At 70.2% G+C, this 14,865-nt stretch carries 12 protein-coding genes; 11 read left to right on the forward strand and 1 reads right to left on the reverse strand.

From position 1 onward, the window contains the following. The first annotated feature begins 46 nt into the window (after positions 1 to 46). Genes flgG through ABNT58_RS01690 form a run of 9 tightly spaced genes read left to right on the forward strand, consistent with a single transcriptional unit; the run spans position 47 to position 12,059 of the window. Positions 47 to 829, forward strand: a complete 783-nt coding sequence (gene flgG / locus ABNT58_RS01650) for a flagellar basal-body rod protein FlgG (protein WP_348751774.1) — start codon at positions 47 to 49, stop codon at positions 827 to 829. After that, entirely contained in the window at positions 829 to 1,527 is a 699-nt protein-coding gene (locus ABNT58_RS01655) for a flagellar basal body L-ring protein FlgH (RefSeq protein WP_348751775.1), read from the forward strand. Before flgG ends, ABNT58_RS01655 begins: the two co-directional genes overlap by 1 nt. A 25-nt stretch (positions 1,528 to 1,552) precedes the next feature. Further along, on the forward strand, positions 1,553 to 2,746 hold the full coding sequence (locus ABNT58_RS01660; protein WP_348751776.1) for a flagellar basal body P-ring protein FlgI: 1,194 nt from the start codon (positions 1,553 to 1,555) through the stop codon (positions 2,744 to 2,746). 13 nt (positions 2,747 to 2,759) lie between these two features. Continuing rightward, positions 2,760 to 3,665: a flagellar assembly peptidoglycan hydrolase FlgJ gene (gene flgJ / locus ABNT58_RS01665; RefSeq protein ID WP_348751777.1), complete on the forward strand. Its 906-nt coding sequence runs from the start codon at positions 2,760 to 2,762 to the stop codon at positions 3,663 to 3,665. A 13-nt stretch (positions 3,666 to 3,678) separates the two neighbouring features. Further along, complete coding sequence (gene flgK, locus ABNT58_RS01670; protein WP_348751778.1) at positions 3,679 to 5,649, forward strand: flagellar hook-associated protein FlgK; 1,971 nt, start codon at positions 3,679 to 3,681, stop codon at positions 5,647 to 5,649. A gap of 31 nt (positions 5,650 to 5,680) precedes the next feature. Beyond that, complete coding sequence (gene flgL / locus ABNT58_RS01675; protein ID WP_348751779.1) at positions 5,681 to 6,868, forward strand: flagellar hook-associated protein FlgL; 1,188 nt, start codon at positions 5,681 to 5,683, stop codon at positions 6,866 to 6,868. Positions 6,869 to 6,880: 12 nt separating this feature from the next. After that, on the forward strand, positions 6,881 to 8,053 hold the full coding sequence (locus ABNT58_RS01680) for an HDOD domain-containing protein (protein ID WP_348751780.1): 1,173 nt from the start codon (positions 6,881 to 6,883) through the stop codon (positions 8,051 to 8,053). Between the two features lie 30 nt (positions 8,054 to 8,083). Continuing rightward, a complete protein-coding gene (locus tag ABNT58_RS01685; RefSeq protein WP_348751781.1) occupies positions 8,084 to 11,419 on the forward strand; it encodes a PAS domain S-box protein in 3,336 nt (1,111 codons plus the stop codon). 10 nt (positions 11,420 to 11,429) lie between these two features. After that, positions 11,430 to 12,059: a response regulator gene (locus ABNT58_RS01690; RefSeq protein WP_348751782.1), complete on the forward strand. Its 630-nt coding sequence runs from the start codon at positions 11,430 to 11,432 to the stop codon at positions 12,057 to 12,059. On the opposite strand, the gene ABNT58_RS01695 is transcribed toward ABNT58_RS01690, so the two are convergent. Next, positions 12,060 to 13,583, reverse strand: a complete 1,524-nt coding sequence (locus ABNT58_RS01695; RefSeq protein WP_348751783.1) for an ATP-binding protein — start codon at positions 13,581 to 13,583, stop codon at positions 12,060 to 12,062. Positions 13,584 to 13,848: 265 nt separating this feature from the next. Between ABNT58_RS01695 and ABNT58_RS01700 the strand changes: the two genes are divergently transcribed. Together ABNT58_RS01700 and ABNT58_RS01705 are read left to right on the forward strand one after the other, a co-directional pair. Then, positions 13,849 to 14,271, forward strand: coding sequence for an Hpt domain-containing protein (locus ABNT58_RS01700; RefSeq protein ID WP_348751784.1), 423 nt, complete (start codon positions 13,849 to 13,851; stop codon positions 14,269 to 14,271). 67 nt (positions 14,272 to 14,338) lie between these two features. Next, positions 14,339 to 14,865: response regulator (locus ABNT58_RS01705; protein ID WP_348751785.1), on the forward strand; the 527-nt coding region annotated here is incomplete at its 3' end.

The following is a 14,865-nucleotide window of genomic DNA, read 5'->3' on the forward strand; positions in this document are numbered from 1 at the left end:
CCCTCAAGTCCGTCGGAAGATGGCGCCGAGACTTCGGGAGCCCCGCATGATCCGATCCCTGTGGATCGCCAAGACCGGCATGGAAGCCCAGCAGATGCAGCTGGACAACGTGTCGCACAACCTGGCCAACGCTTCGACCAACGGCTACAAGCGCCAGCACGCCGTGTTCGAAGACTTGATGTACCAGAACCTGCGTCAGGCGGGCGCGGCCACGTCCGAGCAGTCTCAGCTGCCCACCGGCCTGCAGGTGGGCCTGGGCGTGCGCACGGTGGCCACCTCGCGCAGCTTCAGTCAGGGCAACCTGCAGCAGACGCAGAACAACCTGGACATCGCGGTCAAGGGCAACGGCTTCTTCCAGATCCAGATGCCCGACGGCACCACCGGCTACACCCGTGATGGTGCCTTCAAGGTCAATGCCAACGGCACGATGGTGACCAACAACGGCTACACGCTGCTGCCGGGCGTCACGCTGCCGGCCAATGCCACCGCCGTGACCATCGCGCAGGACGGCACCGTCAGTGCCACGGTGCCCGGCCAGGTGGCGCCGCAGAACCTGGGGCAGCTGCAGCTGGCCAACTTCATCAACCCGCCGGGGCTGGAGCCGCTGGGCGGCAACCTGTACGCCGAGACGGCCGCCTCGGGCACGCCCAACGTGGGCGCGCCGGGCACCGATTCGCTGGGCACGCTGCAGCAGGGTTTCGTGGAAACCAGCAACGTGAACGTGGTGGAAGAGCTGGTGGCCATGATCGCCACGCAGCGCGCCTACGAACTCAATTCCAAGGCCATCAGCACCTCCGACCAGATGCTGGCCAAGCTGGGGCAGCTGTGATGAAGCTCTTCGTGCGCACCTTCGCCCGCCTGGCCGTGCCGGCCGCCGCCCTGGCCGTGCTGGCCGGCTGCAGCACCGTCAACGACTACCGCGTGCCGCCGGTCGACATCAACGCGCCGCCGCCGGTGCTGCCGGTGGCCACGCCGCAGGCCGAGGCCAGCAACGGCGCCATCTACCAGGCCGTGGCCTACCGCCCGCTGTTCGAAGACCACCGCGCGCGCCTGCCGGGCGACGTGCTCACGGTGCAGATCACCGAGAAGATCAGCGCCAGCCAAAGCTCCAATAGCAGCATCGACAAGAAAAGCTCGGTGGACGCGGGCGTGAGCGCCATTCCGCTGATCTCGCCCAAGGCCCTGGCGCGCGCCAGCGCCACCGGCACCGGCACCAACAAGTTCGATGGCAAGGGCTCCACCGACGCCAGCAACGACTTCTCCGGCACCATCACCGCCATCGTCACCGGCGTGCTGCCCAACGGCCACCTGCTGATCAGCGGCGAAAAGCAGATCGGCGTCAATGCCAACGTCGACGTGCTGCGCTTCTCAGGCCAGGTCGATCCGCGCGCCATCCGCTCGGGCAACACGGTGCAAAGCACGCAGATCGCCAACGTGCGCGTGGAACACCGCGGCAAGGGCCAGCAGGCCGATGCGCAGGTGATGGGCTGGCTGGGCCGCATCTTCCTCAGCGTGATGCCCATCTGACGAACCCGACCCGATGCCCCAGACCATGATGCCCCTGACCGCCTTCCAAGACCGCAGCGGCCCGTTGGCCCACCGCGCAGACCGCGCAGACCGCGCCGAACGTGCCGTGCGCGCCGTCATCGCCCTGGCGGCCCTGGTGGCCAGCGCCGCGCTGTGGTGGCCTGCCAGCGCCAGCGCGGCCCGCATCAAGGAGGTGGCCTCGGTGCAGGGCGTGCGTGCCAACCAGCTGGTGGGCTATGGCCTGGTGGTGGGCCTGGACGGCACCGGCGACCAGACCACGCAGACGCCCTTCACCACCCAGAGCCTGAACGCCATGCTGCAGCAGATGGGCGTGACGGTGCCGCCCGGCACCACCATGCAGCTGAAGAACGTGGCCGCGGTGATGGTCACGGCCAGCCTGCCGGCCTTTGCGCAGCCGGGCCAGCAGATCGACGTCAACGTCTCGTCCATGGGCAATGCCAAGAGCCTGCGCGGCGGCACGCTGATCGCCACGCCGCTCAAGGGCGCCGACGGGCAGATCTATGCGCTGGCCCAGGGCAACCTGGTGGTGGGCGGCGCGGGCGCCTCGGCGGGCGGCTCCAAGGTGCAGATCAACCACCTGTCGGCCGGCCGCGTGCCCGAAGGCGCGACGGTGGAACGCGCGGTGGCTACGCCGCTGTCGCAGGCCGGCGACTTCATCCAGCTCGACCTCAACAGCGTGGACTTCGCCACCGCGCGCGAGGTGGCCAAGACGATCAACAAGGCCAAGGGTGAAGGCACCGCCCAGGCGCTGGACGGCCGCGTGGTGCGCGTGCGCACGCCGCCCGAAGCCAATGCCCGCGTGTCCTTCCTGGCCGACATCGAGAACCTCTCGTTCGACCTGGCCAAGCCGGCCGCCAAGGTGGTGCTCAATGCCCGCACCGGCTCCATCGTGATGAACGAGGCGGTGACGCTGTCGGCCTGCGCGGTGGCGCACGGCAGCCTGTCGGTCACCATCAACAGCACGCCGGTGGTCAGCCAGCCTGCGCCCTTCAGCCAGGGCGAGACAGTGGCCGGGCAAAAGAGCGACATCGCCATCACGCAGCAGGGCGGCGCCCTGGTGCAGATGCCGGCCGGCACCAAGCTGGCCGACGTGGTCAAGGCCCTGAACGCGCTGGGCGCCACGCCGCAAGACCTGCTGGCCATCCTGCAGGCCATGAAATCGGCCGGCGCCCTGAACGCCGAGCTTGAAGTGATCTGACGGAGCGCGTTTGATGATCCCGACCTCTTCCGCCGGCCTCAGCACCGACCCGGCCTCGCTGGCCACGCTGCGCAACCAGGCCGCCACCGATCCCAAGTCGGCCACGCGTGAAGCGGCCAAGCAGTTCGAGGCCCTGTTCATGCAGGAGCTGATGAAGAACATGCGCAACTCCACCATGCAGTCGGGCATGCTGGAAAACAGCGGCACCCAGATGGGCACCGAGATGCTCGACTCGCAGTACGCCAAGCAGCTGAGCGGGCTGCGCGGCGGCCTGGCCGACGTGATCGCCAAGCAGATCGAGCGGCAGATGGGCGTGCAGTCCACCGAGTCGTCGGTCAACGCCGGCCTGGGTCCCACGCGGGCCGCGGCGGTGGCCGCCTACGGCACCGCGCCGGTGGTGGCGGCCGGCTCGCCCACGGTGCAGCGCACGCCGCTGCGCCCGCCCGCCAGCGCGCAGGAGTTCGTGGACCGGGTGACGGCCGATGCCAAGGCGGTGGAGGCCAGCACGGGCATTCCCGCCGCCTTCATGATCTCGCAGGCCGCGCTGGAAACCGGCTGGGGCAAGAAGGAGATCAAGATGGCCGACGGCTCCAACTCCTTCAACTTGTTCGGCATCAAGGCCGGCAGCAACTGGAAGGGGCCCACCACCGAGATCACCACCACCGAGTTCGTCAACGGCAAGTCCACCAAGGTCAAGGCCAGCTTCCGCGCCTATTCCAGCTACGAAGAGGCCTTCAACGACTATGCCAAGCTGATGAAGGAAAGCCCGCGCTACCAGAACGTGGTGGCCAGCGGCGGCAATGCCCAGGGCTTTGCCAACAGCCTGCAAAAGGCCGGCTACGCCACCGACCCGCAGTACGCCGAAAAGCTGGGCCGCGTGATCAACACGACGCTGCGCCTGCAGCGCGTGAACACCTGAAGGCACCAGCACCATGGGAACCGCACTGCTTTCCATCGGCACGCGGGCGCTGAGCGCCAACTACGCCAAGCTGCAGACCATCAGCAACAACATCTCCAACGCCAACGTCACCGGCTATTCGCGCCAGGACGTGCTGCTGGAGACCAGCAAGGGCCAGTTCAGCGGTGCCGGCTTCTTCGGCAAGGGCGTGAACGTGGTCACCGTCACCCGGTCGGCCGACAAGTTCCTGACCGCCGAATCGGCCACCACCAAGGCCACCGCCGCGATGGATGCCACCCGCCTGGCGCAGCTGCAGGGCCTGGAAAACGTGTTTCCCACCGGCGAGGACGGCATCGGCCATGCGGCCAGCCAGTTTCTCAATGCCATGGTCGACCTGGCCAGCACGCCGCAGGACCTGTCGGCCCGGCAGGTGGTGCTGTCGCGCGCCACCGAGCTGGCCAGCCGCTTTGCCAATGCCGGCGTGCAGCTGGACACGCTGCAGGCCGGCGTCACCGCCGACCTGAAGACATCGGTTGACACCGTCAACCAGCTCACCGGCAACATCGCGCGGGTGAACCAGGAGATCGCCAAGGTCAACGGCGTGGGCCACACCGCCAACGACCTGCTGGACCAGCGCGACCAGCTCATCTCGCAGCTCAGCCAGTTCGTGCAGGTGACCACGCTGCCGGCCGAAGACGGCACGCTGGGCGTGTTCATGGCCGGCGGCCAGCGGCTGGTGCTGGGCAACCAGGCCACCGACCTGGCGGTGGCTTCCGACCCCATGGACTCTTCGCGCTCGGCCGTGGGCATCATGGAAGCAGGCGGCGGCCTGCGGCTGCTGTCGCAGGACACCTTCACCGGCGGCGACATCGCCGGCTTGCTGCGCTTTCAGAACAGCGACCTGGTGAGCGCGCGCACCGGGCTGGGCCAGATGGCGGCGGCCCTGTCGGCCCGCGTGAACGACCAGCAGAGCCTGGGCCTGGACCTGCGCAACCCGCCGGGCAGCGGCGCGCCCATCTTCGCGGTCGGCGGCCCCACGGCGGGCAATGCCAGCACCAATGCCAAGGACGCGGCGGGCAACTTCCTGGGCAACGTGGCGCTCACGGTCACCGATGCCAGCCAGCTGGAAGCCAGTGAATACGACCTGACCGCCGACCCCGCCAACGCCGGCAAGTACCTGCTGACGCGGCGCGCCGATGGCCTGGTGCGCAGCATCAACAACGGCGACACGGTGGACGGCATGACGGTCAACGTCACCGGCTCGCCGGCGGCCACCGACCGCTTCCTGCTGCAGCCCGTGACCCGCACCGCCAACGACATGAAGACGGTGCTGAGCGACCCCAAGGGCGTGGCCGCCGCTTCGCCGGTGGCCGCCACCGTCAACGTGAACAACAAGGGCACGGCCAAGGTCGATGCGCTGACGGTGGTGGACCACAGCATCAACCCCGCGGCCACGGCCACCTTCAGCTTCGGCGCGGTCAACGGCAGCGGCGTGGACTACAGCTGGTCGATGTTCGACCCCGCCACCAGCACCACCACCACCGGCACCGGCACCTGGCAGGCCAACCAGCCCATCGCGCTCAACGGCTTCGAGCTGCAGCTCAAGGGCGTGCCCACCAACGGCGATGTGATCACGGTGGGGCCGACGGAGTTTCCGGCCAGCAACAACGGCAATGCACTGGCCATGGCCGCGCTGCGCGACGAGAAGCTGGTGGGCCAGCGCCTGAACGGCGCCACGCCGGCCGGCGGCAGCAACATCACCGACGCCTATGCCAGCCTGATGAGCAGCGTGGGCGTGGCGGTGCAGGGCGCCAAGGCCTCTTCGCAGATCTCGTCGGTGGTGGCCACGACGATGGCGCAACAGCTGGCCTCCAAGACCGGCGTGAACCTGGACGAAGAGGCGGCGCAGCTGATGCAGTTCCAGCAGAGCTACCAGGCCGCCGCCAAGATCTTGAGCACGGCGCAGCAGGTGTTCGACACGCTGCTGCGCGCCGCGGGCGCCTGAGCGCCACCGCCGCCATTGACGGAGCGATTGCATGAGAGTCACCACCGCCTTTTCGTACGCCACCAGCCTGTCCAACCTGCAGAAGCGCCAGACCGAGCTGAACGAGGCCAATGGCCGCATGACCTCGGGCAAGCGGGTGGAAAAGGCCAGCGACGACCCGGCCGCTGCCGGCCGCGCCGAGCGGGCGCTGGCCATCGTCAACCGGTCCGATGCCAACCAGCGTGCGCTGGAAGCCAGCCGCAACGCGATGACCCTGACCGAAAACGCGGTCGGCGATGCCACCGAGTTGCTGCAGCAGGCGCGCGAGGCGATGGTGGCCGCCGGCAACGGCAGCTTCAGCGACGCCGAGCGCGCCACCCAGGCGCAAAAGCTCACCGAGATCCGCAAGCAGCTGTTCAACGTGGCCAACCGGTCCGACGGCGCTGGCGGCTACCTGTTCTCGGGCCAGGGCGCCAGCCAGCCGCCCTTCATCGACACCGCCACCGGCGTGCAGTTCCGCGGTGCGGCCGGCCAGGTGGACGTGGCCAGCGACGAAGCCCTGCCGCTGACCATCGACGGGGCCGACGCCTGGTTGCATGCGCCCACCGGCAACGGCGTGTTCGAGACCCGCGCCACCAGCAGCACCACCGCCTGGATCGACGCCGGCGCGGTGACCAATCCTTCGGCGCTCACCGGCGGCAGCTATTCGGTGGGCTTCACACAGACCGCGGGCGTCACCAGCTACGAGGTGCGCGACAGCGGCGGCACCTTGCTCACGTCGGGCCCCTACAAGGAGGGCAAGGCCATCGAGGTGGACGGCATGTCCTTCAACATCGGTGGCTCGCCGCAGGTGGGCGACCGTTTCGACATCGTGCCCTCCACCCGCACGCTCGACGTGTTCGGCGTGCTCGACCGCACCATCGCCGAGCTGAACACGCCGCGGCGCACCGGCGCCCAGGTCACGCAAAGCACCCAGACCGCGCTGCGCGACCTCGATTCGGTGGCCGGCGGGCTGCAGGGCCTGCGCGCGGCGGTGGGCGAGTCGCTCAACCTGGCCGATGCGGTGGAAAACCGGGTGGGCGCCGTCAAGCTGTTTGGCGAAACGGCCCGCAGCAACGCGGTCGACCTCGACCTGGCGCAAGCCATTTCCGACTTCAAGAACCAGGAGACCGGCTACAGTGCCTCGCTGCAGACGTACTCGTCGGTGCAGAAGTTGTCGCTGTTCCAGTACCTCTCGTAAAGCAAGCTGATGATGGACCATGCCGTCCTGGGCCAGGTGGCCCTGGGTTACTCGCCGCTCATCGATGCGCAGCGCAACGTCACCGGCACCCGGTTGACGGTGTTTCCGCAGCGGCCCGATGTGCGGCCCGATGCGACCGAGCTGCTGCAGGCCGTGGCCGCGGTGTGGCCGGGCCCGGGTGGGCGCGTGCTGCTCAACATCGCCAGCGAGCCCCTGCTGGCCGCGGTGCTCAACGCGGCGCCGCCCGCGCACCTGGCCATCGAGGTGCCGGCCTTCATGGCGGCCGACGAGGCGCATGGCCCAGCCCTGCTGGCCGCCCGCCAGGCAGGCGCCACCTTGCTCATTAAAGGTCGGCCGGTGCGTGAGCTGGCGCCGCAGGTGCTGGGCTGCTTCCAGCAGGCCATCGTCGAAGGCGACGACCCGCACCTGCCCGGCCTGCGCCTGGCCCAGCCGCCGCTGGTGGCCGGCGTGCGCACCGTGGGCGCGCTGAATGCGGCGCTCAAGGCGGGCGCGGCCGGCGCCCTGGGCTGGCCCTTCGACGACCCGGTGGAGCCCGCGGGCGCCAAGGCCGCCACCCAGCCCGACCTGGCCACCATCGTCGAACTCATCCGCCGGGTGGACCAGCAAGAGCCGGTGGAGCGGCTGGAAGCCTCGCTCAAGCTCGACCCGGCGCTGGCTTTCAAGCTGATGCGCTACATCAACTCGCCGGCCTTCGGCCTGCGGGTGGAGATCGGCTCGTTCCGCCACGCCATCATGATGCTGGGCTACCAGCGCCTGAAGCGCTGGCTGGCGCTGCTGCTGGTCTCGGCCAGCAAGGACCACGACATGCGGCCGGTGATGTTCGCGGCCGTGCGCCGCGGCCTGCTGATGGAAGAGCTGGCCAGCCGCCAGGGCGACGACGAGATGCGTGGCGAGATCTTCATCTGTGGCGTGTTCTCGCTGCTCGACCGCATGATGAAGCAGCCCTTCGACGCGCTGATGCGCACGATTCCCGTGCCCGATGGCGTGTCGCAGGCGCTGGCCGGCGGCACCGGCCCTTACCAGCCCTACCTGGACGTGGCCCGCGCGGTGGAACAGGAATCGCTGTTCGACCTGCGCGACGCCGCCGAGCGGCTGATGGTGAGCGTGGAAGTGGTCAACCGCGCTGCGCTGCAGGCGCTGGCCGCCGCCCAGCAACTCGATTGACCTGAACGGAGCGCACACCGGGTTTGCTGCATGCCTTCTGTCGTCCCCGCCCAGTCCACGCCGCGCCCGCCCGAGAACGAACTGCCCGCCAGCCTGGCCCATGGCGCCTTCGGGCCGCTGCTGGTCAGCTTCTGGCGCTCGGCCTTTCCCGTCACGCTGCAAGATCTGCGGCACCGGCTGGTGGCGGTGAACGACGCCTACGTGGCCTTTGCCGGCCGCAGCCGCAGCGAGCTGCTGGGCCGCGACCCGGCCGAGCTGATGCCCGACGAAGACCGCGTGCTGCAGCAGGCCGCCACCGAGTCCGAAGCCGCCGTGCCCGGCAGCGGCCACAAGCTGCTGGAACGCCGCATCGTCGATGGCGCCGGCCATGAGCGCTGGTACCGCGCGGCCGACAGCCGCATCACCGATGCGCTGGGCCGCCCGCTGCAGCTGAGCGTGCTGCAGGACGTGACGGCCGAGCACCATGCGCGCGAGCAGGTCGACCGCTCATTGCGCGAGCTGGAGCAGTGGTTCGCCCTCAGCCCCGTGGGCATGCTGATGTTCGACGGTCATGGCCTGCTGGTGCGCAGCAACCCCGCCTTCGAGGCGCTGGTGGGCCGTGTGCCCGTGGCCCTGCCCGATGCCGATCCCGGCCTGTGCGCGCTGCTGGGCTGGACCGAGGCCGGCCCCGACCCGGCGCTGCAGCCGCAGGCCGCGGCCATCGAGCGCTGGGGCAGCCTGGCCGACGGCCAGGGCCGGCGGCGCCAGCTGCGCGCCCGGGTGCGCGCCATCGAGCCTTCGCCCGGCCACCGCCGCTACCTGGCGGTGATCGAAGACCGCAGCGCCGAAGACGAACGCGACCTGGCGCAGCTGGAAATCGGCGCGCTGATGAACACCGCCGGCGTGGGCGTGGCCACCTTCGAGCCCTCACGCGGGTGGCTGCCGCGCACCGGCAGCAAGGCCAGCGGCAAGCCGCGCGGCGATGCGGCGCTGCAAGGCATCTCGCGCGATTTGGTGGAGCCTGGCTCGCTGCCCGACTATGAGCGGCTGCAGCGCGCCCTCAAGCGCGGCGAAGGCGCCGAGGTGCGCTATGCGGTGCGCCACCCCGAGCTGGGCCTGCGCTGGCTGCTCACGCGGGTGCAGCCGGGTCAGCTCGGGTCGGGCCGCAACACCACCTCGGTGGTGACGCTGGACGTGACCGAGCAGCAGCAGGCCGAGCGCCGCAATGAAGAGCTGCTGCGTGAACTCACCACCATCCTCGACGGCACCAGTGCCGGCATCGCCTACCTGCGCGGCACGGTGCTGGTGCGCTGCAACCAGCGCTTCGAGCGCATGCTGGGCCTGGCCGGTGGCCGCGCCGCGGGGCTCACGCTGTCGGAGTTGTTCGCCGCCCATGCCGCGCTGCAGCCGCTGCTGCTGGGCATGGAAGCCGCGCTGCAGGACAGCCAGGCTTTCGAGACCGAATTCCGGCTGGTGCATCCGCTGACCCAGGTGGCGGCCTGGTATTCGCTGTCGGTGCGGCGGGCCGATGCCACCGGCGCCGATGACGGCGAGGCGGCCGAGGTGGTGGCCGTGCTCACCGACATCTCGCGCCTGAAGTCGCAGCAGGCCGAGCTGGAGACGCTGCTCAACGAGCGTGAGCTGATGTTCAGCTTGTCTGAAGTAGGCATTGCCTGGCTGCGCGGCGACCGCATCGAGCGCGCCAATGAAGCCTTTGCGGCGCTCAGCGGCTACACCCCGCAGGAGCTGGCGGTGCTGGACCAGGCCGAGCTGTTCGAAGACCACAGCGCCTGGCTGCAGTACCGCAGCCACGACCTGCTGCAGCTGGACGAGCAAGGCCGCCACGTGGGCGAGCGGCGCCTGCGCCGCAAGGACGGCTCGCTGCTCTGGGTGCAGGCCAGCCTGCGCCTGGTCGATCCGGCCGATCCCTCGGCCGGCATGATCTGCAGCTTCGTCAACGTCGATGAGCGCCACCGCGCCCGCAAGCTGCTGGTGCGCCAGGCCGACCGCACCCGCGCCATCCTTGATTCGGTGCTGGTGGGCATCGTCACCGTGGGGCCGGCCGGCATCGAGTGGATGAACCGCTCGGCCCGCCGCATGTTCGGCGGCGAGCTGGCCGACTTCTATGGTCAGCCCATCGCCGTGGTGGCCACCGACGACGAGCACCACCCCTTCCGCCGCACCCATTACCTGCATGCGCTGCAGGACGGCCAGGCCGAGTCCTTCGAGTGCCTGCTGTGCGCGCGCGACGGCCGCGAATTCCTGGTGGTGGGCAACGTGGTGGCCACCGGTGCCGACGGGGCCAGCGGCCGCCAGCTCACCTTTGCGCTGCTGGACATCGAGCGCCGGCGCGAGGCCGAGCAACGCATCGCCCGCGCCCAGTCGCGGCTGCAGCGCATCATCGAGACGGCGCCGCTGGCGATTGCGCTGCACGATGCCCGCACGCTGCGGGTGCTGCAGCTCAACCAGATGGCGGCCAGCTTCTTCGGCCGGCCGCTGGAAGCCGCGGTGGGCGAGGGCCTGCCGGCGCTGCTGGCACCCGAGGTGGCCGCGCAGGTGGGCGCCGACATGGCCGAGGCGCTGCAGCGCACCGAGGTCACCCGCCGCGAATACCGCCTGCCGGGTGCCGACGGCTCGCAGCGCAGCTGGGACACCCGCTACGTCACCATCGCCGCCACACCCGACGCCGAGCCCGAGCAGCTGCTGATGGTGGCCAGCGACGTGACCGAGCAGCGCGCCGCCGAAGCCGCCCGCTTCGAGGCCGCCATCGCCCAACGCGAGATGCTGGTCAAGGAAGTGCACCACCGCATCAAGAACAACCTGCAGGGCGTAGCGGGCCTGATGCAGCAGGTGGCGCTGCGCCGGCCCGAGGTGGCGCCGGTGATCGCCGAGGCCATCGGCCAGGTGCAGGCCATCGCCCATGTGTACGGGCTGCAGGTGGGCGCGGGCGGGCCGCTGCGCATCAAGAGCGTGCTGGAGTCCATCACCGGCTCGGTGCAGCGCATGTTCGGCCGCACCATCGTCTTCAGCACCCAGGGCCCGGCGCCCGAAGCCTGGGCGCTGCCCGAGGCCGAGAGCATTCCGCTGGCGCTGACCGTCAACGAGCTGCTGACCAATGCCGTCAAGCACAGCCGCGACGGCGAGGTGCGCTGCACCCTGGTGGCCACGGCCACGCAGGTGGCCATCGAGGTGGTCAACCGCGGCCAGCTGCCGTCGGGCTTCGACCTGGCGCGGGTGCCGGGCGGCGTCTCGGGCCTGGGCCTGGTGCGGGCACTGCTGCCCCGCCGCAGCGCCACGCTCACGCTGCAGCCGGGGGCCGATGCCCATGGGCTGAGCGTGGTGGCCACGGTCACGCTGGTGCCGCCGGGCGTGCAGTGGCTTGGGTGACAATCAACGCATGGCGTCCGCTGTCAGCACCGACACTTCCAAAGGCAAGATCCTGGTCGTCGACGACGACCGGCTGGTGCTGGCCACGGTGGCCCATGGGCTGACGCAGGCGGGCTACGACGTGATAGACGCCGACAACGGCGACGACGCCATCCTGCTGGCGCGCCAGCACCGCCCTGATCTGGCGCTGCTGGACATCCGCATGGAAGGCAAGAGCGGCTTCGACGTGGCCGCCTACCTGCGCGAGTACTGCCAGGTGCCGTTCATGTTCCTCTCGGCTTTTTCGGATGCGCAGACCGCGCAGCAGGTGGCCGAGCTGGGCGCGGTGGCCTACCTGGTCAAGCCGCTGGACATCGGGCAGATCCTGCCCACCGTGGAAACCGCCTTCGCCCGCCTGCGTGGCGGCGCCGCCGCGGTGCCGGGCGCTGCCGCACCCACGGGCCCGGCCGATCCGCTGGCCGACGTGGTGGCCCTGGCCACCGGCGTGCTGATGCACCGCTACTCGCTCACCCGCGGCCAGGCCCTGGACCGCCTGCGCCGCCAGGCCCAGGCCGAACGCCGCCCCCCCGAACAACTCGCCCAGCGCCTGGTGGAAGCCGTGGAACTGCTCGCCGGGCCGGCGAGCGAGTTCAGCATCTAACTAACTCGCGAGCGTGAAGTAAAACCGCGCCCCCTGGCCGATTTCGGATTCGGCCCACACGTCGCCGCCGTGGCGGCGGACGATGCGGCGCACCGAGGCCAGGCCGACGCCGGTGCCGGGGAAGTCGTTGGCGCTGTGCAGGCGCTGGAACACGTTGAACAGGCGGTCGGCAAAGCGCATGTCGAAGCCGGCGCCGTTGTCGCGCACCACGAAGGCTTCGCGGCCGCTTTGCAGGTCGGTGGCAAACACGATCTCGGCCTGCTCGCGCTGGCCGCTGTACTTCCAGGCGTTGCCCAGCAGGTTCTCCAGCACCAGGCGCAGCAGCGTCGGGTCGCCATGGGCCTGCAGGCCGGGCTGGATGTGCACCTCCACCTGGCGCTGCGGCTGCTGGCGGCGCAGGTCGTCGATCACGTAGCCCGCCAGCTGCGAGAGGTTCACCGGCTGGCGCGCCAGCGGCTGGCTGCTCAGCTGCGCCAGGCCCAGCAACGCGTCGATCATCGCGTTCATGCGGGCGGCAGCGCCCAGCACGCGGTCCAGGTGGTCGTTGCCCACGCGGTCCAGCAGGCGGCCGTAGTCCTCCTTCAGGATGCGGGTGAAGCCCTCGACCACCCGCACCGGCGCCCGCAGGTCGTGCGAGACGGTGTAACTGAAGGAGGCGCTGTCGGCCTCGCTGGCTTCGGGCGCGGCGCTGCCCATCGGCAGCATCCACAGCAGCCGGCCATCGGCTTCGCGGCCCAGGGGCAGCAGCTGCAGCTGCCAGTCGTCGTGCACGGTGCCTGCGCCCGGCTGCAGCGCCGCCACGGCCAGTGCCAGGTCGCGCGGCAAGGCGGACAGCAGCGTGGGCCAGGTCTCGCCGGGCGCGCCGCCGAAGCGCAGTGCCGCTTCATTGCAGCGGCGCACCGCCAGCTGGCCATCGGCCGCGGGCTGGCAGATCCAGGCCGGGCCGGGCAGGGCGGGCAGCAGGGCGTCCAGCGCGGCGCGGTCGTCGTGCAAAGCCAACAGCTCGTCCATCAGGCGGGCGGTGCCCGTGTGGCCGGCAAAGCGGCCCTCGCCATCGAAGCGGGGCAGGCCGCGCAGCCACCAGCGGCTGCCGTCGGGCCGCTCGACCGCGTCGTCCAGCGGGCTGTGGGCCTGCAGCTTGGCCTGCAGCAGGCCGGGCTGGCTGCGGCTGGCAAAGCGCTGCCACAGCGGTTCATGCGCGGTGGCCTGCCAGTCGGCGGCCGGCGCCTGGCAGGGCGGTCGCAGTTGCACCAGCCGGTGCTGCGCATCGGTCTGCCATTGCCAGGTGTCCAGGGTCTGCTGCAGCTGTTGCAGCTCGGTGCGGGCGTCGCGCAGCGCCCGTTCACCGCGGCGGCGCCCCAGCAGCCAGCCGGCGAGCCCGGCGGCGGCCAAGCCCAGGGGGCTGGCCGCCCACAGCCACCACGGGCCGTTGACGGCGCCCGATTCGGCCGACGGCTGGCCCTGGGCCAGCACGCTGGCGGGCAGCAGCAACGCCGCCAGGGCTTGCGCAGTGGCGCCCCGCATGCCGGGCGGAGCCGCATGCGGCGGCCCTCCGCGGCCGTCGAGCGCCGCGAACGTTTCGGCGCCGTGAGGAGTGCCACCAACCATGTGAGGGATTGTATGCACCGTGTCGTGGCAACATTCCTGTTCAGGCAAGCGCGGTTGTGCTTGACGCGCCTGCCTGCGAAACACAACATGCTGTTGCAGATGCCCGGGGCTCGGGCCTTCAGTCAGTACCCGAATCGGTCGAATCACACGTCGTCTTATGTCTCAGTACAAACCGGTTGCCTTGCTGTCGTCCGCCGAACCCGGCGGCGCGGGTGCGGGTGCCGTGCCGCCGGCCGACCTGCCGGCCGAGTTGCTGGCGATGCTGGACGCGCCCTCGCTGGACCGCCTGCGGGAGCTGGACCCCAATGGCCAGATGGGTCTGCTGCCCCGGGTGCTGCGCACCTTCGACAGCTCCATGATCAAGCTGCTGCAGCAGCTGAACGACGCCCAGGGCGCCCGCGATCCGCAGGTGGTGCGCCACGTGGCGCACACGCTCAAGTCGTCGGCGGCCAGCGTGGGGGCGCTTCAGTTGTCCGCCATGTGCGCCGATATCGAGCGGCGTGTGCGTGAATCCGACACTGCTGAGTTGCCCGCCCGGCTCGAAGCCATGGTGGCGGAATGCCAGCGGTTGCGCACCGGTTTGAAGTTCATTGCCAGCGCCTAGATGACATTGCGCCTTACCGTCCTCGTTGCAGGTTTGTGTGGCCCGGCCCTGGCGGCTCCCAGATGCCATGCGTGCCGTGCCTGACATGAGCGCGCTGCACGCGTTCGCCGACCCGGCCAGCCTGACCGAGCCGAAGGTGTTGCTGGTCGACGACGACGAAGTCAACCTGATGCTCACCGCGGTGGCGCTGCGCGAGCGCGGCTTTGCCATCACCGAAGCCGGCAGCGGCGAACAGGCGCTGGGCATGCTCAGCCACTGGGTGCCCGACATCATCGTGCTCGATGCACTGATGCCCGGCATGGACGGCTTCCGTACCTGCACCGAGCTGCGCACGCTGCCGGGCTTCGAGAACATGCCGGTGCTGATGCTGACCGGCCTGGACGACGACGCCTCCATCACCCGCGCCTACCAGGCCGGCGCCACCGACTTTTTCGTCAAGAGCACGCAGTGGAGCCTGCTGGCCGGCCGGCTGCACTACCTGCTGCGCGCCTCGCGCACGCGGGTGGAGCTGGAGCGCAGCAAGAGCCGGCTGGCGCGCGCGCAAGACCTGGCGCGCATGGGCAGCTTCGACTGGCGGCGCGCCAACACCGCCGC

Origin of the sequence: uncultured Aquincola sp., from assembly GCF_964001545.1 — a bacterium.
Taxonomy (GTDB): Bacteria; Pseudomonadota; Gammaproteobacteria; order Burkholderiales; family Burkholderiaceae_C; genus Aquincola.